Here is an 18,538-nt window from a genome sequence, read left to right as displayed (position 1 = left end):
TTCAGGAATGTCAGTACGACGCGGGTTCGCGCTGGGAGCGGTCACGGTCCTGTGCGCGGACCTCGTCGCGGCCCTGCTCATCTGGCCGCCGACGACCGTGGTGACGGGGACGGCTCAGCCCGTCTCCGTCTCCGTCGCGGGTGGCGCCCCCGCCGCGCCCGCACAGCAGGAGGTCCCGCCTCCGCCGGACATCGTCCCCACGACTCCGACGTCCGCTCCTCCGCCGCCGTCGAAGGAGCCTGAAGCCCCGAAGCCGCAGGGTCCGGGGACGATCCGGCTGCCCGCGGGCGGCGCGGCGAAACTCGTGCGCAAGGAGCTCGGGCCGGGCGCTGAGCTTCCGGTGCCGGAGAACCTCGGCGAAGTGACCTGGTGGGGCGCGGAGCTGAGCTCGGCCACCGGGGCGAGCGTGTTCGCCGGGCACGTGAACTGGAAGGGCGCGACGGGCCCGTTCGCGGAACTGTGGACCGAGCGGATCGGCGGCGCCGTCACCGTGGTCGACAAGGCCGGGAAGTCCTGGCAGTACAAGGTCTCCCAGCTGATCACGCTGAAGAAGAACGAGCTGCCGCAGCGGGCGGACGAGTTGTTCGGCCAGTCCGGTCCACATCGGATAGTCCTCGTCACCTGCGGCGGCCGCTGGGTCGGCGGGGAGACCGGCTACGCCGAGAACCGGGTCGTCATCGCCGACCCGGCCTAGTTACCCGTGAGTAACTTCACCGGCGCCGTGGTGGTCCTCGCCGTCCTCATGCAGCAGAATGCCGGGGGACGCGGCGAGCACGGTGAAGGGTGAGGCAGATGGCGACTTTTCTGGTGACCGGGGCGACCGGACTGATCGGGCGCCAGTTCACCCGGCTGCTGCTCACCAGGGACGACGTCGACAAGGTCGCGCTCGTCGTCCGCGCGTCGTCACGGGACAAACTCGCGAAACTCGTGAACGCCTGGCCGCATCCGGAACGCGTCACCCTCGTCACCGGTGACCTCGGCGAGCCGCTGCTTGGCGTCGGCGAAGAGGATCGAGAGAAGCTTCGCGGCGTCGACCACGTCGTGCACCTCGCCGCCCTTTACGACCTCACCGCCGACGACGAGGCCAGCATCAAGGCCAACGTCGAAGGCACCGCGCAGGTGATCGCGCTCGCCGCCGGCCTGAACGCCGGCTGCCTTCACCACGTGTCCTCGGTCGCCGTCGCCGGCGACCACGAGGGCATGTTCACCGAGGAGATGTTCGACGTCGGCCAGCGGCTCCTCACGCCGTACCACCGGACGAAGTTCGAGGCGGAGCGCCTCGTGCGCGAGCAGCAGGACGTGCCGTGGCGGGTGTACCGGCCCGCGGTCGTCGTCGGGAACTCCGAGACCGGCGAGATGGACAAGATCGACGGCCCGTACTACCTGTTCCCCGCGATCAGCAGGCTGGCCGGGCTGCCCGACGTGCCGATCGTCGGCCCCGACCTCGGCGACACCAACGTCGTCCCGGTGGACTACGTCGCCGAGGCGCTGAACGCCCTGGTCACCACGAAGGGCCTCGACGGGCGCGCGTTCCACCTGGTCAACCCGGAGCCGCAGCCGGTCGTCTCGGTCTACAACGCCTTCGCGAAGGCGGCGGGCGCGCCGACCATCTCCGTGCAGCTGAACGAACGCGTGTCCAAGGGCATCGTCAACCTGGTGAAGCTGAGCGAGCACATCCCCGGCTTCACCATCGCGCGCGACGCCGTGATGGAACGGCTCGGCATCCCGCCGGTGCTGCTGGAGACCATGGCCTTCCCGTCGGTGTTCTCGTCGGCGTCGACGCGCAAGGCACTCATCGGTTCAGGGGTCGAGGTGCCCCGGATCGAGGACTACGCGCCCACCCTGTGGCGCTACTGGCGTGAGCACCTCGACCCGTTCCGCGCCCGCAAGCACGGCCCTCGCGGTGAACTGGACGGCCGTCGCGTGATCATCACCGGCGCGTCCTCGGGTATCGGCCGCGCGACCGCGATCAAGGTCGCGGCCGCCGGCGGGGTGCCGCTGCTCGTCGCACGGCGGCAGCACGAGCTCGAAGAGGTCCGGGACGAGATCATCGCCGCGGGCGGCACGGCGTCGGTGTACCCGGCCGACCTGACCGACGAGGAATCGGTGCACAAGGCCGTCGACGCGATGCTCGCCGAGCACGGCCGGATCGACATGCTCGTGAACAACGCCGGCCGCTCGATCCGGCGGTCGATCAAACTGTCGTACGACCGGTTCCACGATTACGAACGCGCGATGGCGATCAACTACTTCGGCGCGGTGCGGCTGATCCTCGCGGTACTGCCGCATATGTCCGATCGGAAATTCGGGCATATCGTCAACGTCTCGTCGATCGGCGTGCAGGGAATCGCGCCGCGCTTTTCGGCGTACGCGGCGTCGAAGGCCGCTTTGGACTATTTCTCCCGGATCGCCGCGACCGAGACCCACGGCGACGGAATCACCTTCACGACCATCCACATGCCACTCGTGCGCACGCCGATGATCCGGCCGACGAAGATCTACGACGCGTTTCCGACCAAATCCCCGGATCAGGCCGCGGACATGGTGATGAAGGCGCTGCGGGAACGTCCGAAGCACATCGGCACGCCCGCCGGGCAGGCGATCGGACTCGCGTACACGCTCACGCCGGGGCTCACGGATGCCGTGGCCTACCAAGGATTCCGCGTGTTCCCGGACTCCGCGGCCGCCGGCGGCGAAGGCGGGCTCAAGATCGGGAAGGGCGAGCAGCATCTGTCCCGCGCGGCGATGGCGCTCGCCCGGCTCAGCCGCGGCTTCCATTGGTGACACTGCGCACACGGGTGGCGGCCGTTCAGGTGAGGGATCGCAGCTGAGAGACGACACACGTCGGTGAATCACCAAGCCTGACAACGGCGACCCCGCGTACGCAGGTACCGTCGTGGCCATGGTTCCCGAGCGAGACAACGGCCTGTTGCCCCTGCGGCGCGAGTACACCCAGGCCTGGCACGGCTTCGACCGGAACGAAGTGCGCCAGTATCTGGATCATCTCGAAGCCCAGCTGCATCGCGTGATCACCGACCGCGACGCCGCGATCGCGCAGGCGACCTCGGCCACACGCGAACTCGAAACCGTTCGCCACGAGGTGGCGAAGCTGAACGCCAGGATCGAGGAGCTGAAGAAACCGCCGGAGCGGCTCGAAGACCTCGACGAGCGGATGCAGCGCACCGTCACGCTCGCGCAGGCGCGCGCGGAAGAGATCACGAAGCGTGCCGAAGTCGCCGCCGAGAAGCACTGGGCGTCTTCGAGTGAAGCCTCGAAGAAGCTCCGCGAGCGCTACACGCGGCTCGTCGCCGAACTGGACAAGCAGGCGGACGCGCTGCACTCCGAGCACGAGTCCGCCCTTGCCGAGACGCGTGCCGAGGTCCAGCGGCTGACCGTGGAGGCCGCCCAGCGCCGGGAACTGCTGGACAACGAGGCCGAGCGCAAGCGCCGGAAGATCGAGCGCGAGTTCGAGCAGACGATCTCGGCGCAGAAGGCGGCGCACGAGAAGCACATCGCCGACCAGCAGACGGCCAGCAAGAACCAGGCCGAACGCCGGATCGCGGAGGCCACCGCGGAGGCCAAGCGCCGCATCGACGAGGCGACGGCCGAGGCCAAGCGCCGGCTCGACGAAGCCACGACGACCGCCGCCCAGCGCACGACGGCCGCCCAGCGGAAGGTCGAGCGGCTGGCGGAGATCCGCGAGCAGGCCCGCAAGAGCCTCATGCAGGCCGACGAGGTCCTGAAGGGCAGCGAGGCGATGCTCGCGGCGTTGCCCGAGGAGTCGGTGATCCCGCACGCTTCGAAGCTCGTCGGCGGCGACAGCAAGGCCGAGGAGACGAAGCCGGCGGGTAAGCCGGCCGAGCCGCCCGCGTCGAAGGCCGCCGCTCCGGCCGCCGCCAAGCCCTCGCCCGCCAAGCCCGCTTCTTCGGCGCCTGCCGCCGCTGCGCCGAAGAACGGACAGACCGAGCAGAACGGCCCGAAAGCGAACGGGCAGAAGCCGTCACCGGCCAAAACCGGCTCCTGACCAGCGCTTAGTAGCAAGGGACCTTTGCTACCACTCTTGTGGAGAGTGGTAGCAAAGGTCCCTTGATCTCTTCCGGGCGCGGTCAGGAGGCGGTGGTGCGTGGCCAGGGATTGGCCGTTTCGAGCTGGGCGGCGAGGCCCAGCAGGAGCGCTTCCCCACCGGGCGCGGCGACGAGCTGGACGCAGGCGGGGATGCCCGAAGGGTGCACACCGACCGGCACCGACATCGCCGGATAGCCCGCGAGATTCCACAGCCCGGCGAACCCCGCCACCCGCACCGACGGCAGCACGTTGGCGATCCAGCGGCTGTCATGCCACGTGCGTGCCTTGAGCGGGAGGGTCGCGATCATGGGCGTGACCAGGACATCGTGGTCGGCGAAGAACTCTTCGGCGCGCTCCAGCCAGCGCTCCCGGGTGGTCTCCCGGACGCGCTTGGCCATCAGCCGCCCGAGCCGGACATGGGTACGCGTGCGAGGCTGAAGTGCGGCGAGATCGAACTCGGCCGCCTGCTCGGCCGGACCCGCGACCCAGCGCGCGAGGAGGCCACCGATCGCTCCGGCGTTGTACCGCGGCGTTCCGGGCGCGACGGTGTGCCCAGCCGCGCGGAACAGTTCCCCGGCCCGGGTGACGGCCCGGCTGAACGCGCGCGGCAGCGGCGCCCTCGTCAACGGGACCTGGGTCGACAGGGCGATGCGGGACGGCTTCGGGTCGGTGAGGTCCGCCAAGCCGGGCTGTTCGGCGAGGACCGACATCAGCACGGCGGCGTCCGCCACCGTGGTTGTCATCGGACCGTGCGTGGACAGGCCGAACCAGCCGTTCTCCCCCGGTACGCGGACCACGCCTTTGCCCGGTTTGAGACCGACGATCCCGCACATCGCGGACGGCAGCCGGATCGAGCCCAGCCCGTCGGTGCCGTGCGCGATGGGTACGAGTCCGGCCGCGACGGCCGCGGCACTCCCGCCCGACGAACCGCCGGCGGCGTACGACGGGTTGCGCGGATTGCGCGCCGTCCCGTCCGGATCGTCGCTCGACGGCCAGATGCACAGCTCCGGCACCCGGGTCAGGCCGACGATCACCGCACCGGCGGCGCGCAGCCGCCGCGCGATCTCACCGTCCTCTGTGGACGGGGTCGACGAACCCGCGCGTGACCCCCACGAGGCGTATTCGCCCTCGATCGGCGCGACGTCCTTGACCGCGACCGGCACCCCGGCCAAGGGCAGATCGGCCAGGTCCGTGCGCTCGGCGACGGCGGCGGCCTCAGCGAGCGCCTCCTCGACCCTCACCCGGCGAAACGCGCCGACCACCCCGTCCGCCGCCTCGATCCGGGCCAACGCCTCACGCGTCACCTCGACGGGGTCGAGTTCCTTGGCGCGCACAGCCGCCGCGATTTCCACTGCCGTCTTGACCATCCCCGCACTGTAGAACGGGCTGCCAAGATCAGCTGCGCGCCGAACAGGCGAACTTCGCCGAGTCCGGTTCGAACGCCGGGAAATCGGTGTAGCCGTCGAGCCGCGCGCCGTAGTAGACGTCGTGATCCGCCTCGGCGAGCGGGGCGTGGAGCGCGAATCGGGCGGGCAGGTCCGGGTTCGCGATGAACAGCCTGCCGAAGGCGACCACGTCGGCCAGGCCGGATCCGATCAAGGACTCCCCCTCAGCACGGCTGGTCGGTTTCTCGGACCGCAGATTCGCGACGAGCGTTCCCGGCCACAAAGGCCGCAGATGCGACAGCACCTCGACGTCAGGGGTATCGATGACGTGCAGGTATGCGAGCTCGTACCGGCGGAGTTCCGCGAGCAGTCGTGTGTACACCTCCTTCCAATCGTCTTCCGCGATGTCGTTCTCCGGGTTGCCCGGCGAAATACGCAGAGCGACCCTGCCCGGACCGATCTGCTCGGTCACGGCCGCCACCACCTCGAGCGGGAAGGTGAGCCGGGCGGCGACCGAGCCGCCATAACGGTCTTCCCGGCGGTTGGTGTTGCCGGCGAGGAACTCCTGGATGAGATAACCGTTGGCACCATGGAGTTCCACGCCGTCGAATCCCGCCTCGACGGCCCGGCGTGCCGCCTCGGCGAAGTCCTGGACGACCTCGCCGATTTCTTCCTCGCCGAGCGCCCGGGGTTCGACGGTGTCCGTCCAGCCGCCGGCCGAAAAGATCCGCCCGGCCTGCCGGACCGCCGACGGCGCCACCGGGGTCCGGCCCGTCACGCCGGGGTGGCTGACCCGTCCCGCGTGCCAGAGCTGCGCGTAGATCCGACCGCCTTTTTCGTGCACGGCCGCCGTCACCTCACGCCATGCCTCGGTCTGCCGCTCGTTCACCAGCCCTGGGATTCCCGGACCGCTCTTGCCGGTCTCGTTCACCCAGATGCCTTCGCTCACGATCAACCCGGCACTGGCACGTTGCGAGTAGTACTCGACCGTCCTCGGATGTGGCACGCCGGTGAGATCGTCGGCGCGGCCCCTGGTCATCGGAGCCATCGCCATGCGGTTCGGCAACTGGATCGCGGTACCGCGGAACGCTTCTAGCAATCTCATGAACGCGAAGCTAAACCCTGACACCGGCGTCACGGTCAACCTTGGTTTGCGCGGCTACTGTGGACTCATGCGGATCGGCGAACTGGCGAAGCGGACCGGCGTGAGCGTCCGCTCGTTGCGGTACTACGAAACGGAAGGCCTGCTGCGACCCGACCGATGCGGCAACGGCTACCGGACCTTCGCCGAAGACGACATCGCCAGGGTGCTGCAGATCCAGCTCTTCTATTCAGCCGGGTTGTGCAGCGGCAAGATCGCGGAACTCCTTCCCTGTGTTTCCGGGGACCACACGCATTTGGTGCCTTCGCCGGAGCTGACCGGCGAACTGGAGATCGCCAAGACCCGCATCCAGAACCAGATTTCCTTGCTCACCACCTCTCTGTCGGTTCTGGAACGTGTCCTGGCCGCGGCCAAGGGCACCGATACCGCCGAGGTACCGGTTCCCGCCCGGCCCGTCCGGCGGCATCGCGGGATCCACGTCTGACCGGTATCAGGCGTACGGGTCCCGGCCCATCAGTCCGAGCAGCCTGTCTTGCAAGGGCGCGTCTTCGGGCACCTTGACTTCAGGTCCGAAGACGACGATGCCGGGCCCGAAGGCACCCGGGATCCTCATCTGTTCGGGGATCGCCTGCGCGGCCGGCCACATCCGCGCGACCTCCTCCGGATCGATCGTGTCGTCCTGCCCGGTGGCCCTGGCCAGATCCCAGCCATGGATCACCATGTCGGCACTGACGACTTGATCGATGTGCTGTTCGGCGGTCATCTTCCCCGTCGGGGTCTCGTGCTCCGTGGCCGCGAGCACGGGATCGTCAAGGACGGCTTCGACATCGGCGCGAGCCGCCCGGAAGGCACCCAGCGGGTCGTCCAGGAGTGATGGCGCAGGCCCGAGGTCACGTCCGAAGGGCCTCAGCATCGCGCCGTGCATGTCGACGATGTGCCCTACGACATCTCTGGCGTTCCACTCCGCACAAGGGGACTTGCCCTCCCACCGCCCGGCTTCGACGGCGGCGACCTTGCTCTCGAAGGCGTCGGCCCTGACGCGATAGCGGTCGGCGATGGCGTTCATCGTGTTCCCGCCCTCACCGGAGCGGCCACGACCTCGGCCAGCTTGTCGAAACCTTCTCCGACGCCCCGCTCCATCCCGGATTCGAGGACGGCGTCCCGGATGCGCTTCGAGCCGTACCGCACCACCTGGGTCAGCGTGGTGACCCCGTCCTGTTCGACCAACGTGAGAGTCGCCAATGCCTGCCCCTCCGACGCCTCACAGTCCTCGTTCGTCTCGAGGGAGACGAGCCGCCCCGGAGGGTCGATCTCCTGGTAGACGCCTTGGAGCAGCATCTCCATCCCGCCGCCGTGGCGCAGCCGGTAGCGCCATCCGCCGCCGACCCGCAGGTCGATCTCGCATTCGACGACCTCGCAGTCGCGCGGACCGAACCACCGGCGTACCAGCTCGGGTTTCGTCCACGCGTCGAAGACCAATGCCCTCGGTGCGTCGAAGGACCTCGTCATGACGATCTCGAGATCGCCGGATTTCGTCACGCTGAGAGTTCTTCCCATCGTGCTGTTCCTTTCCGCTCGTGCGGTGGTCAATCGGTCTTGCCGTGGCGTTCCGGGTGCTGGATCTCCCCTTCTAGGACGAGATCCAGCTCCGTGAAGGCCTCGTCCCAGTAGCGGCGGTAGCCGCCGAGCCAGTCGTTCGCCTTCTTCAGCGGCTGGGCCGCCAGCCGGCAGGGGCGGCGCTGAGCGTCTCGCCCCCTCGTCACCAGCCCCGCCCGCTCCAGCACCTTCAGATGCTTGGAGATGGCGGGCTGGCTCATCTCGAACGGCTCGGCCAGCTCCGTCACCGTGGCATCACCACGCGCGAGCCGGGCGAGGATCGCGCGGCGGGTGGGGTCGGCGAGCGCCGCGAAGGTGACATCGAGCAGATCCTGTGCCACGGTCGCCCGCCTTTCGTTTCCCTGTTCTCACGAGTTCGACTTCTCACGATCGGTGACTGCCAGGAGCCGCTGGATAACCTTGCGGTTCCATAACCATGTGGTAATCTACGGCGGAGCAGATCGAGCTGTCAAGTCCGAACATCCGGCTGACGAGGGAGAACGCAGAAGAGGAAGGAGGTGAGGCCGAAGCTCCAGCGGGCGCGCCCACGCACCAAAGGGCACGCGAGCGCGTACGAAAGGGCAACTGGGGTTACCGTCGATACCGGCATGGACGACGAACGAAACGAGCCGATGAACTCCGGGCGACCGAAGACGACGAAGCGATGGGCGACCGTCATCCTGGGAGCCGCGACCGTTCTGCTCACTAGCGTGCAGTGCGGTACGGCGAACGACGAGGCCGGATCCGCGCAGCCGGCGGGGACGGTACCTCCGCCGCGTAGCAGTGCCACTTCGGCCCCGGCCAGCTCCACCAGGCCCGAGTCCTCGCCGTCACCGAGGGTGGAGCAGGCGCCTGTGCCAGGCTGCGAAGCCGTCATCGCCGGGATGAGCCCCCGGCAGCGGCTGGCGCAGCTGGTGGTGGTCGGCGTGAACGCGGGCGACCCGCAGGCGGCGGTGAAGCTGGTACGCGATCAGCAGGTCGGCGGGATCTTCCTCGGCGGCAACGAGACGGCCCTCCTGCGGAACCGCGCACTGGACGAGGTCCAGCGTGCCGCGAAGGTCCCGGTATCGGTGGCGATCGACGAGGAAGGCGGCCGCGTCCAGCGGATCGACGCCCTCGACGGCGACATGCCGAGCGCGCGGAAGATGGCCTCGACCATGACACCGGCACAGGTGCGAGCGAAGGCCGCCGAGCGAGGGCGGCAGATGCTGGCCCGCGGCGTCACCGTCGACTACGCGCCCGACGCCGACATCACCGACCAGCCGGACCGCGACATCGTCGGCGACCGGTCGTTCGGAGCGAATCCGGAAGTCGCGCGCAAGTACATCCTGGCGTTCGCGCAGGGCCTGCGCGATGCCGGAGTGCAGCCGGTGCTGAAGCACTTCCCCGGGCACGGCCACGCCAGCGGGGATTCCCACAAGGGACTGGTGCGGACACCGCCGCTGGCCTCGTTGCGGAAGGTCGACCTGGTTCCGTACCGCGACATCGCCGAGTACGGCGAGATCGGCGTCATGGTCGGGCATCTGGACGTGCCCGACCTGACCGGCGGCACACCGTCGACCCTGTCGGCGGCGGCGTACCGGCTGTTGCGGAAGGACTTCGCGTTCGACGGTCCCGTGATCACGGACGATCTCGGGGCGATGAAGGCGATCACGTCGCAGTACCCGCTGCAAACGGCTGTGCTCAAGGCACTGCAGGCCGGGGCGGATCAGGCGTTGTGGTCCTCCGGCGGCAATGTCGGCACGGTGCTGGCCACGTTGGAGCAGGCGCTGGCGTCCGGCGAACTCCCGGCAGGCCGGGTCGACGAAGCCTTGCACCGCGTGCTCACGGCGAAACGCGCCTGCGGCTGACCAGCCACAGCCCAGGCCGGGGCGCCCAGAAGGGCGGCATGAAAGCCGTCCGAAAACTCAATGAACACAATGCTGACCAGGCCCGCGTCAGGAGTGACCCTGATCACCGCCCTGCCGCTCGATCAAGGAGGATCGCGTGCCTGGTCCCACGAAATACCTGCGCCGTCTCGCGCTGGCGGCCGCCGCCGCTGCTGGAATGAGCCTGCTCGCCGTCCCGATGGCGTCGGCCACGCCGTCGCCGGTCGATCGGCCGGTGCGGACGACCGGCTGTCAGCGTCCGTCCCCGGTCCCCGCCGGGGTGACGACGTTGCGGTCTTTGACGTCCGGCGGCCTGGTCCGCGAGTACACGGTGCACGTGCCGGCGCAGTACCGGCCGTCACGGCCGTACCCGCTGGTGTTGTCGTTCCATGGCCACAAACGGACGTCGAAGTATCAGGAGGAGCTGTCCGGGTTTTCCGCGTATGACGCGATTTCCGTCTATCCGCAAGGACTTCCGGGTACGGATGAGGAGTCGGCGTGGACCGGGGCGCCGTATTCGGCGGCAGCCGACGACGTGCTCTTCACCAGCGACCTGCTGAACACTCTCCAGCGGGAACTGTGCGTCGACTCCCGCCGGATCTACGCGACGGGCAAGTCGAACGGCGGCGGATTCGTCGGCGTCCTCGCCTGCCGGATGCCAGGGCGGATCGCGGCGTTCGCCCCGGTCGCCGGAGCGTTCTACCCCCAAGGCGGCGAGTGCCACCCGTCGCGTCCCGCGCCGATTCTCGATTTCCACGGCACGGCCGACGCGACGATCCCCTACACCGGGAATCCCGCCAAGGGCCTGCCGACGTTGCCGGATTGGCTCGCGGCGTGGGCGGAGCGGAACGGCTGCCTCCCGCGTCCGATCCAGTACTCGCCGAAAGCCGATGTCACCGTCCAGCGATGGCTCGGTTGCTCGCTTCAGCACTACCGGATCGAAGGCGCCGGACACGTCTGGCCGAGCACCGGGCCGAACAACGACTCCGCCACGCCGACCGTCATCGACGCGACCCCGGTCATCTGGAAGTTCCTGCTCGCCCACCGTCTGCGTTAAGAACTCGTCGATTTCCTTGCCGGAACCCGTCGTCCGGCGCTACCGTCGAACCTGACCGGATGACCGGATGAGCAAATCTGGTCACGAAGTCAGACTCTGGGAGCGCACGTGGCAGAACGTCCGGACCGCACCGCCGGCCGCGCCGACCGCATTCTCGACGCGGCCGGCGTCCTGCTGTCGCGGCTGGGCTATCGCAAGGTGACCATCGAGGACATCGCGAACCAGGCGGGCATCGGGAAGGGCACGATCTACCTGCACTGGCCCACCAAGGAAAACCTCTTCCACGCGCTGCTCCTGCGTGAATCCCTCCTTGCCGCCGAGAACCTTCTCGAGCGGCTGGAAGAAGACCCGGCGGAAGTAATCCCGCATCGGTTCCAGAGGGCCGCTTTTGTGTTCACCCAGCGAAACCCGTTGCTCGGCGCGCTCATCACCGGCAACACCGAGCTGCTGGGGCGGTTGAAGAAACATCCTTTGCAGGATCAGGACGCGGTCCTCACCGAGCGGTATCTGAAGACGATGACCGACCGGGGCCTGCTGCGCGACGACATCCCGAACCTGCTCTTTTCCCTGCGTGCTTCGGCGCTGGGGTTCTACCTGATGGACAGCTTCACCGGCGACGGCGCCGGCCTCACCATCGAAGAGAAGGCCGACGCTCTCGCGCACATCATCCGGACGGCGTTCGAGCCGCCGGAGCCACCGTCCACGGCGAATCTGGCCGCCACCGCGGCCGAAGTGATCCAGGCGTTCCAGGATCTGATCTCGTCCTATCGCGCCTGGATCTACCGGAAGGACGGCCCCGAGGAGCCCGCTTGATCCGCGCTCCTCCACCACGAGAAGAAGGGGGCAAGCCATGACCACGATCGCCGAAACCTGGGGTGTCCACGAAGCCCAGTTCTGGCTTCGGGACGAATTCCCGGCCGACCCGGTCCGTTTCGATTCCGAGACGGGCATGTGGAACGTCTACGGCCACGCGGAGGCGTTGAAAACCCTGAGCGATCCCAAGGTGTTCTCGTCCGACACCACCCGGTTGATCCCCAAGGAGATCTCGCCGGACAAGGATCTGTTCGTCGAAGGCAACCTGCTCCAGATGGACCCTCCGGATCACAAGAAGCTGCGCACGCTGGTGAGCCACGCCTTCACGCCGAAGGTCGTCGCGGATCTCGAACCGCGGATCGCCGCGCTGACGAACGAGCTCCTCGACGCGGTCGACGGCGCGGATTCGATGGAACTGGTGACCCATCTGGCCTATCCGCTGCCGGTGATCGTCATCGCCGAGCTGCTCGGCATCCCGGCGAGCGATCGCGACCTGTTCAAGGAATGGGTCGACACGTTGCTGCGGAACAGCCAGCAACGGTCGTTGATCAAGCAGACCGAAGCGGACAAGAAGGCCGCCGAGGAAACGTCCGCACAGGTGAAGAACCTGGTGAACTACCTTTCCGAGCATGTCGACGATCGACGGCGGAATCCGCGCGAGGACCTGCTGACCAAACTCGTCGAAGCCGAGGTCGACGGCACGAAACTCACCCAGAACGAAGTCGTCAACTTCGCGAACGTGCTGCTGCTGGCCGGGCACATCACCACCACGATGCTGCTCGGGAACACGGTGCTGTGCCTGGATTCCCATCCGGACGAGTACCGGCGGGTCCGTGAGGACCGTGCGTTGCTTCCCGCCACCATCGAGGAATCACTGCGATTCCTCAGCCCGTTCGCACTCGTCGCCCGCGCCACGACGACCGAAGTCGAACTGGGCGGCCAGACGATCCCGGCGGACAGCATGCTCGGGATCTGGGTCGCGGCGGCGAACCGGGATCCGCGTACCTTCACGGATCCGGGCGTGTTCGATCCGGCGAGGGCGCACAACCCGCATCTGGCCTTCGGCCGCGGGATCCATTTCTGCATCGGCGCCCCGCTCGCCAGGCTCGAAGGCAAGACGGCGCTCAACATCCTGCTGGATCGTTTCCCGGATCTGCGCACCGATCCGGCCGTTCCGCCGTCGTTCATCCCCAGCCCGCACATGACCGGGGTGAACGAGCTCCGGCTGCTGCTGAAGCCCTAACGGTCGGCGAACCGGGAGGCGAGCGGGACCACCATGCGCGGAATCCGCTTGCCGGGTGTGTACCGCAGTTCGGTGATGTTGCCGTTCGGCACGAGGTAGGTGTCGGCGAAAGTGCGAAATCGGTGCATGGCCCCGCTGTCCGGGGTGGTGGTTCCGGTCAGCAGTGACCACATGACCGCGCGGATGAACAGTCCGTGGGTGAAGACGGCGATCGGCCCGGGTTCCCGTTCTCCCAGCCGTGCCAGGAATTCCTGGGTCCGGTCGAAGAGAGCGGCGAAGGATTCCGCGCCGTTCACCGCGTGGTGTGGATCTGCACGGGACCAGTAGGCCTCCGTGTACGGCTTTCGAGTGGCAGTGGTGGTGACCTGTCCATGGAGTTCGCCGAGAAAGGTGAACTCCTGGACAGGCCACTCCTCGCACTCCGCGCCGGGGAACCGCTCGATCGTCGGCTCGGCGGTCTGCCGCGCCCGCAGGAACGGCGACGTCACGATCAAACGAGGCGGTTCGGCCAGCGATTTCGCGATTTCGGCGGCCTGCCGCCGGCCGAGTTCGGTCAACGCCGAGGCCCCCGGCTCACCGCCGGGAAGCCCCGCGTTGGATTCGCTTTCACCATGTCTGATCAGCCACACCCGTGCCACGATCGCCTCCTAGACCCCGTGTGCATCGACGATCGCACCGAGCGGAGTTGACCGCGACTTCCAGGATGCCCTATCACCGCGGAAGAAGCGGAATTTTCAACGACCGAACTGTCCCGGCGCGCGGCCCTCGCCCGCGGGACCGCGGTACGCCTGCGCGATGTCGAGCCATTGGTCAGCCAACGCGCCCTCCGCGCGGACGTCGAGATCGTCGCGGTGACGCCGCCGGGTGACCAGCAGGCAGAAGTCCTCCGCGCTCCCGGTGACACGCTGCCGGGCGTCCTCCGGCCCGAACGTCCACAACTGCCCGGACGGCGCGGTGATCTCGAACCGGAATTCCTGCTCCGGCGGGGTCAGGCCCCGTGCCTCGTAGCCGAAGTCCCGTACCCGGACGGCGAAGCCGACCAGGTACGCGAGCCGGTCCGTGCGCTCCGGGCGCACACCCAGCGCGTCCGCGATGTCCTGGCCGTGGGCGAACAGCTCCATCATCCCGGCGCAGGCGAGGATGGCCGGCGGCAGCGGGTTGACCAGCCACGGGACGACCTGGTCCGCCGGGACCGCGGCGAGCGCCTTGATCCCGGCGTCGCGTTCGGCACGCCAGCGGCCGAGCAGGACCTCGTTGGGGTCACCGAGGTAGTCGTCGAGGGCCGCGTTGACCGCGGCGTCGAAACCGCGCGCCATCGAGCTCTTCATGACTTCGGCGAACGTCTTCGGCTCGCCCGCGGACAAACCGGCGATCTTGAAGATGAAGGAGAGATGCGCGATCTGGTGTTTGACCGACCAGCTCGCCGCGGGTGTCGGCAGTTCCCATCCCGCGTCGTCCAGGCCGGCCACCAGGGCATCGACCTGTTCGCCCTCCGTGGTGAGGTCCCTGATCACGTTCCGGAAGTCAGTCACCGTGCCGTCCTCTCGCCGTTTCCACCCTCTCGAATGATGCGGACGCGCCGGGTCGTCGTCTTCTCTTCGTGAGCGCCGTCGAGTTCGGGCTTGATTCTGGAGCCGGGTCCAAGTTCTACCCTCACACCATGCGAACCGAAGCGACGAAGGCCCTGACGACGTTGACCATGTCCCAGGTGACCTCTCGCGCCGGGGTCCGGCCGGACACCGTGCGCTACTACGAGCGCATCGGCCTCCTGCCCACGCCCGCGAGGACGACAGGGGCACACCGGCGCTACGACGAGGACGTCATCGACAGGCTGCGGTTCATCCGCGGCACCCAGAGGCTCGGCCTGACGCTGACGGAGATCGGTGACCTGCTGAGCGTGCGCGACACCGGGGTGTGCCCGTGCGAGCCCGCCGAAACCATGCTGGAACGCCATCTCGCCGAGATCGAAGCGGAGATGGCGCGCCTCGGCGAACTGCACGCCGAACTCACTTCCATGCTGTCCGGGATGTCCGGCGCCGCATGCGCCGACCCGCTTCCCGGCGCGTGGTGCCCGCCCGAATGCGAACCCGAGGGAGGAGGTGGATGACCATGCGGAACGACGACTGGTGCGATTGCGACTGCTGCGGCAGCGGCTGCTGCTGACCCGCTCCGGCGGGACCGGCCGGGCTTGACGTCACCCGGCCGGCCATCCGAGGTCAGTCCTGCGGCAGGAGCACGGTCTTCCCGATCCGGTCCTTGCTGACTTCGGCCGAATAGGCCATCAGCCCGCCCGCCTGCGCGTCCCGGAACAGCCGCTGGATCGGCGAGGTGCGCAGGAAGCCCGAACCTCCGCCTGCTTTCAGTGCCACCTGGGCGACATCGCGGGCGATGTCGTTCGCGAGCACCTTCGCCGTCATGGTCGCGGGCAGGAACTCCGGCGAGCTCTGATCCGCCAGCCACGCCATGTTCCGGGCGTACATGAGCGACGCTTCGAGACGGGCATGGACGTCCGCGACTTCGAATTGCAGCCATTGCATTCCGGCGAGCGGCTCCCCGGTCGCGGGGATGACGCGGCTCCGGGCATGCGAAATCAGCGCTTGCTCCGCCGCGTCGGCGATCCCCAGTGACAGGAAGGCGAGACCCGCCGCGATGTGGTTCGGCCGCTGCACGGTCGCGGGCGGGCACCGGCGGTCCTCTCGCAGGACGGTGCCTTCGAACGAGACGAGCTGGCTTCGGCTGGCGCGCAGTCCCATCGTGTCCCAGATGGGGACGAAGCTCATCGTGTCGTCCGGCGATACGCCGAAGAACGTGGGCACACCGCCGACGAGCGCGTTGACCAGGAAGTGGTCGGCGACCTCGCAACCGGAGACGAATCGTTTGGCGCCGGTGAGCCGATACCCGCCATCGACGGGTTCGGCGACCTGTTGCGGCATCAGGAACATGTTGCCGCTGCTGGGTTCCGACAGCGCGTTGGCGAAGCGCTTGCCGTCGATGAGCTCTTCGGAGTAGAAGCGGCCGACATCGGGAGCGGACAATTGGGCCAGCCCGACGGCGGCGCCGATGTGCATCACCCAGATACACGCTGTCGACGAACAGGCCGCGCTGAGGATCCGGACGATTTCGCCGTAGGTCCGATAGCTGAGGTCCTCACCACCGAACTGCGCGGGCAGGGTCGCCCTGTCGAGTCCGGTCGCGTGCAGGGCACGAAGGTTGGAGATGGGCAACTCAGCCGTTTCGTCGAACTCGGCGGCACTCGCGGCGAAGTCCTTCGCCAATTCGGTGACGGTTTCGATCCAATGACGTTCGTTGGCGGGCGGGGCGAACGGATGGGCGGGCTCGGTCATGACCGCATCATGCCGGAATCGCGAAGGCCTCCTCGCCACCCGAGAATGGCGAAGGAGGCCTTTCACGGTCCGACCGTCACACTCCGGTGCAGGCGGCCATCGCGAATTCGCCGGAAGCGGTCTTGGTCGAAACCACCGCGCCGTCGACGGTGATCTTGCAGGTGACGGATCCACCGGTCTCGCCGGTGGTGACCGTGAGCGTCCCGCCCTTGTAGACGCCCTTGTTCTCGACTTCCTTGTTCCACGGCAGCGCCGGGACGGTCTCCGTGACGGGGTTGAGGACCTCGCCGTAGATGACCTCGACGTTCGTCGCGTCGCCGGTGACCTCGTAGGAAACCTTCGCGGTGCGGTTGATCTCGTTGTTGACCTCGTTGACCGCCGCGTTGAACACGAAGATCCACACGATGCAGACCACGAGACCGAGCGCGGACAAGGCGATACCGGTGATGGAGAGCCCCTTGTTGGAGGCCTTCCCGTTCTTGACGCGGATCAGCCCGATGATCGAGAAGATCAGGCCGAGGATCACCAGCGGCCAGGCGATGACGCCGACGAACGGGATCGGGGAGAAGACCAGCCCCACCAGGCCGAGGACGAAGCCCGTGACGCCGATGCCGTTGCGGGGCGGCATCGGGCTGGCGGGGGCTTGCGGGGCCGGCGTGTAGGGGGTTTGCTGGGTCACGGGGGTTTTCCTTTCCAAAGGGATGAACGAGGCGGCATATAACCAGCGACTGCGAGGCGCCCGCGTCGTCCTCGGCGCGCGAACCCGTTACGACGAAAGTCGTAATTCACGCGTCGTGAAGGACCGGTTCCGCTGATGCGGCCGGCCAAGCGGGTTTGCGTACGCTCGCCGCATGGCAAGGCGTGTGCTCGGTGTGGTGCTCACCGTGGTGGCGGTCGCGGCATGCGTGATCAGCAGCATTTTCGTCTTCAGCGCCCAGGGTTACCTTCCGGCGACGCAATCGTTCGTCCCGACGTGGTGGTCCACGCTCGGTTTCTTCACCGGGATCGCGGCCGCGGTCATGCTCTGCTGGCGGCACAAATGGCCGGAACTCGTCCTCGGCATCGCTTTAGTGCCGCCGCTCTGTTTCCGGTCCGACGCGCTGGCCGCGTTGGTCGCACTCGCCGCCTTGGCCGCGCGCCGCCGCGACCGCGTCCTGTGGACCGCGTCCGTCCTGGTCTACGTCGCCACCGCGTGGGCGTTGTTCGGCGACGCCAACCGCCATCCCGACGTGACCGTCGCGGGGCAGCTCGTCGGCAAGCAGTTCTCCGCCGTACAACTGATGGGGACGTTGACGGTCGCCGTCGTGATGACGGCCGTGCCGCTCACCGTCGGGGTCGTCCGCGGGATGCAGGACACGCTCGCGATCCGTGAGGCCAAGGAAGAGGAACTCCGCGCCGAAATGACCCGCCGCGCGGAACGCACCCGCATCGCGCGCGAGATGCACGATGTCCTGGGGCATCGGCTCTCGCTGCTGTCGCTGCAGGCCGGTGCGCTCGAGGTCAGCAAGGGACCCGCGACGACGGAAGCGGCGAAGACCGTCCGCACGACCGCGCGCCAGTCGCTCGAAGATCTGAGGCAGGTCATCGGGGTTCTCCGCGATGGCCAGGGTTTCGGCGAAAACAGCGAGAACGGAATCCATCCGGAGCCGCCGCAGCCGACGCTGGCGGACATCCCCGAACTGGTCGCCAACGCCCGCCGGGCCGGTTTGGGGGTCAACGTGACGATCCTGCTCGACGACGCGGGCGGCGCGCCGGCCTTGCTCGGCACGACCGCGTACCGGATCGTCCAGGAGTCGATGACCAACATCCTGAAACACGCTCCGGGTGCGACGGCCGAGGTTTCGGTTCGCGGCGGGCCCGGGAACGGGCTCACCGTCGAGGTCGTCAATCCCCTGGCCGCGACCGCCGCGACCGGAAAACCGCCGGGCGCGGGCGCGGGGCTGACGGGGATCGGCGAACGAGTCACGCTGGTCGGCGGCAACGTCAGCGCGGGCCCCACCGAAGAGCGCACATTCGCCGTCCGGGCTTGGCTACCGTGGGGACACCACTAACCTGTCCGGGTGAA

19 protein-coding genes are annotated in these 18,538 nt (G+C 68.1%); 10 read left to right on the top strand and 9 right to left on the bottom strand.

Features of this window, described 5'->3' with window-relative positions; translation table 11 throughout:
* Positions 1-7: 7 nt before the first annotated feature.
* The 3 genes from DMC61_RS33045 to DMC61_RS33035 all read left to right on the top strand — a co-directional run bounded on the left by DMC61_RS33045 (position 8) and on the right by DMC61_RS33035 (position 4,024).
* The gene (locus tag DMC61_RS33045; protein ID WP_125694201.1) at positions 8-694 is read left to right on the top strand and encodes a class F sortase; all 687 of its coding nucleotides are present in this window, start codon (positions 8-10) and stop codon (positions 692-694) included.
* 98 nt (positions 695-792) lie between these two features.
* On the top strand, positions 793-2,784 hold the full coding sequence (locus DMC61_RS33040) for an SDR family oxidoreductase (protein ID WP_125694199.1): 1,992 nt from the start codon (positions 793-795) through the stop codon (positions 2,782-2,784).
* A gap of 118 nt (positions 2,785-2,902) precedes the next feature.
* Complete coding sequence (locus DMC61_RS33035; protein ID WP_016337223.1) at positions 2,903-4,024, top strand: hypothetical protein; 1,122 nt, start codon at positions 2,903-2,905, stop codon at positions 4,022-4,024.
* A gap of 82 nt (positions 4,025-4,106) precedes the next feature.
* Here the strand turns inward: DMC61_RS33035 and DMC61_RS33030 are convergent, their stop codons facing one another.
* Entirely contained in the window at positions 4,107-5,432 is a 1,326-nt protein-coding gene (locus DMC61_RS33030) for an amidase (protein ID WP_125694197.1), read from the bottom strand.
* Positions 5,433-5,460: 28 nt separating this feature from the next.
* Positions 5,461-6,555 carry an alkene reductase gene (locus DMC61_RS33025; protein WP_125694195.1) on the bottom strand — a complete coding sequence of 365 codons (1,095 nt, stop codon included), beginning with the start codon at positions 6,553-6,555 and terminating at the stop codon, positions 5,461-5,463.
* Positions 6,556-6,622: 67 nt separating this feature from the next.
* Between DMC61_RS33025 and DMC61_RS33020 the strand changes: the two genes are divergently transcribed.
* Positions 6,623-7,036 (top strand): MerR family transcriptional regulator, encoded by a 414-nt coding sequence (locus DMC61_RS33020; RefSeq protein WP_063277675.1) that lies wholly within the window; start codon positions 6,623-6,625, stop codon positions 7,034-7,036.
* A gap of 6 nt (positions 7,037-7,042) precedes the next feature.
* Here DMC61_RS33020 and DMC61_RS33015 read toward each other — a convergent pair whose 3' ends face one another.
* The 3 genes from DMC61_RS33015 to DMC61_RS33005 are packed head-to-tail and all read right to left on the bottom strand — an operon-like array spanning position 7,043 to position 8,489.
* Positions 7,043-7,618 (bottom strand): TIGR03086 family metal-binding protein, encoded by a 576-nt coding sequence (locus tag DMC61_RS33015; protein ID WP_125694193.1) that lies wholly within the window; start codon positions 7,616-7,618, stop codon positions 7,043-7,045.
* Positions 7,615-8,109, bottom strand: a complete 495-nt coding sequence (locus DMC61_RS33010; RefSeq protein ID WP_125694191.1) for an SRPBCC family protein — start codon at positions 8,107-8,109, stop codon at positions 7,615-7,617. Before DMC61_RS33010 ends, DMC61_RS33015 begins: the two co-directional genes overlap by 4 nt.
* Before the next feature lie 29 nt (positions 8,110-8,138).
* A complete protein-coding gene (locus DMC61_RS33005; protein WP_125694189.1) occupies positions 8,139-8,489 on the bottom strand; it encodes a helix-turn-helix transcriptional regulator in 351 nt (116 codons plus the stop codon).
* Between the two features lie 267 nt (positions 8,490-8,756).
* Here DMC61_RS33005 and DMC61_RS33000 point away from each other — a divergent pair, with 267 nt between their 5' ends.
* From DMC61_RS33000 to DMC61_RS32985, 4 genes are all read left to right on the top strand, one after another.
* On the top strand, positions 8,757-9,998 hold the full coding sequence (locus DMC61_RS33000; RefSeq protein WP_125694187.1) for a glycoside hydrolase family 3 N-terminal domain-containing protein: 1,242 nt from the start codon (positions 8,757-8,759) through the stop codon (positions 9,996-9,998).
* A 136-nt stretch (positions 9,999-10,134) separates the two neighbouring features.
* Positions 10,135-11,073, top strand: a complete 939-nt coding sequence (locus DMC61_RS32995; protein WP_125694185.1) for a PHB depolymerase family esterase — start codon at positions 10,135-10,137, stop codon at positions 11,071-11,073.
* A gap of 108 nt (positions 11,074-11,181) precedes the next feature.
* Positions 11,182-11,886 carry a TetR/AcrR family transcriptional regulator gene (locus tag DMC61_RS32990; RefSeq protein WP_125694183.1) on the top strand — a complete coding sequence of 235 codons (705 nt, stop codon included), beginning with the start codon at positions 11,182-11,184 and terminating at the stop codon, positions 11,884-11,886.
* Positions 11,887-11,923: 37 nt separating this feature from the next.
* Positions 11,924-13,129 (top strand): cytochrome P450, encoded by a 1,206-nt coding sequence (locus DMC61_RS32985; RefSeq protein WP_125694181.1) that lies wholly within the window; start codon positions 11,924-11,926, stop codon positions 13,127-13,129.
* Here DMC61_RS32985 and DMC61_RS32980 read toward each other — a convergent pair.
* On the bottom strand, positions 13,126-13,767 hold the full coding sequence (locus DMC61_RS32980) for a histidine phosphatase family protein (RefSeq protein ID WP_125694179.1): 642 nt from the start codon (positions 13,765-13,767) through the stop codon (positions 13,126-13,128). The two genes, DMC61_RS32985 and DMC61_RS32980, sit on opposite strands and share 4 nt — an antisense overlap.
* 96 nt (positions 13,768-13,863) lie before the next feature.
* Complete coding sequence (locus DMC61_RS32975; RefSeq protein ID WP_125694177.1) at positions 13,864-14,661, bottom strand: TIGR03084 family metal-binding protein; 798 nt, start codon at positions 14,659-14,661, stop codon at positions 13,864-13,866.
* Positions 14,662-14,789: 128 nt separating this feature from the next.
* On the opposite strand from DMC61_RS32975, the gene DMC61_RS32970 reads away from it, so the two are divergent.
* Positions 14,790-15,236, top strand: coding sequence for a heavy metal-responsive transcriptional regulator (locus DMC61_RS32970; RefSeq protein ID WP_125694175.1), 447 nt, complete (start codon positions 14,790-14,792; stop codon positions 15,234-15,236).
* Positions 15,237-15,345: 109 nt separating this feature from the next.
* Here the strand turns inward: DMC61_RS32970 and DMC61_RS32965 are convergent, their stop codons facing one another.
* Together DMC61_RS32965 and DMC61_RS32960 are read right to left on the bottom strand one after the other, a co-directional pair.
* Positions 15,346-16,473, bottom strand: coding sequence for an acyl-CoA dehydrogenase family protein (locus tag DMC61_RS32965; RefSeq protein ID WP_125694173.1), 1,128 nt, complete (start codon positions 16,471-16,473; stop codon positions 15,346-15,348).
* A gap of 76 nt (positions 16,474-16,549) precedes the next feature.
* Complete coding sequence (locus DMC61_RS32960) at positions 16,550-17,101, bottom strand: DUF4190 domain-containing protein (protein WP_043849170.1); 552 nt, start codon at positions 17,099-17,101, stop codon at positions 16,550-16,552.
* A 223-nt stretch (positions 17,102-17,324) separates the two neighbouring features.
* Here DMC61_RS32960 and DMC61_RS32955 point away from each other — a divergent pair, with 223 nt between their 5' ends.
* Complete coding sequence (locus DMC61_RS32955) at positions 17,325-18,524, top strand: sensor histidine kinase (protein ID WP_199750151.1); 1,200 nt, start codon at positions 17,325-17,327, stop codon at positions 18,522-18,524.
* Positions 18,525-18,538 lie beyond the last annotated feature (14 nt).

Origin of the sequence: Amycolatopsis sp. WAC 04169, from assembly GCF_003947535.1 — a bacterium.
Taxonomy (GTDB): Bacteria; Actinomycetota; Actinomycetes; order Mycobacteriales; family Pseudonocardiaceae; genus Amycolatopsis; species Amycolatopsis keratiniphila.
The sequence above is the reverse complement of the archived record's forward strand: the minus strand, read 5'-3'. Positions and strand labels throughout refer to the sequence as shown.

What these genes read in the sequence shown, in the direction of transcription:
- DMC61_RS33045 (WP_125694201.1), top strand. Translation starts at nt 8, where the DNA reads ATGTCAGTACGACGCGGGTTCGCGCTGGGAGCGGTCACGGTCCTGTGC.
- DMC61_RS33040 (WP_125694199.1), top strand. Translation starts at nt 793, where the DNA reads ATGGCGACTTTTCTGGTGACCGGGGCGACCGGACTGATCGGGCGCCAG.
- DMC61_RS33035 (WP_016337223.1), top strand. Translation starts at nt 2,903, where the DNA reads ATGGTTCCCGAGCGAGACAACGGCCTGTTGCCCCTGCGGCGCGAGTAC.
- DMC61_RS33030 (WP_125694197.1), bottom strand. Translation starts at nt 5,432, where the DNA reads ATGGTCAAGACGGCAGTGGAAATCGCGGCGGCTGTGCGCGCCAAGGAA.
- DMC61_RS33025 (WP_125694195.1), bottom strand. Translation starts at nt 6,555, where the DNA reads ATGAGATTGCTAGAAGCGTTCCGCGGTACCGCGATCCAGTTGCCGAAC.
- DMC61_RS33020 (WP_063277675.1), top strand. Translation starts at nt 6,623, where the DNA reads ATGCGGATCGGCGAACTGGCGAAGCGGACCGGCGTGAGCGTCCGCTCG.
- DMC61_RS33015 (WP_125694193.1), bottom strand. Translation starts at nt 7,618, where the DNA reads ATGAACGCCATCGCCGACCGCTATCGCGTCAGGGCCGACGCCTTCGAG.
- DMC61_RS33010 (WP_125694191.1), bottom strand. Translation starts at nt 8,109, where the DNA reads ATGGGAAGAACTCTCAGCGTGACGAAATCCGGCGATCTCGAGATCGTC.
- DMC61_RS33000 (WP_125694187.1), top strand. Translation starts at nt 8,757, where the DNA reads ATGGACGACGAACGAAACGAGCCGATGAACTCCGGGCGACCGAAGACG.
- DMC61_RS32985 (WP_125694181.1), top strand. Translation starts at nt 11,924, where the DNA reads ATGACCACGATCGCCGAAACCTGGGGTGTCCACGAAGCCCAGTTCTGG.
- DMC61_RS32970 (WP_125694175.1), top strand. Translation starts at nt 14,790, where the DNA reads ATGCGAACCGAAGCGACGAAGGCCCTGACGACGTTGACCATGTCCCAG.
- DMC61_RS32965 (WP_125694173.1), bottom strand. Translation starts at nt 16,473, where the DNA reads ATGACCGAGCCCGCCCATCCGTTCGCCCCGCCCGCCAACGAACGTCAT.
- DMC61_RS32960 (WP_043849170.1), bottom strand. Translation starts at nt 17,101, where the DNA reads ATGCCGCCCCGCAACGGCATCGGCGTCACGGGCTTCGTCCTCGGCCTG.
- DMC61_RS32955 (WP_199750151.1), top strand. Translation starts at nt 17,325, where the DNA reads ATGGCAAGGCGTGTGCTCGGTGTGGTGCTCACCGTGGTGGCGGTCGCG.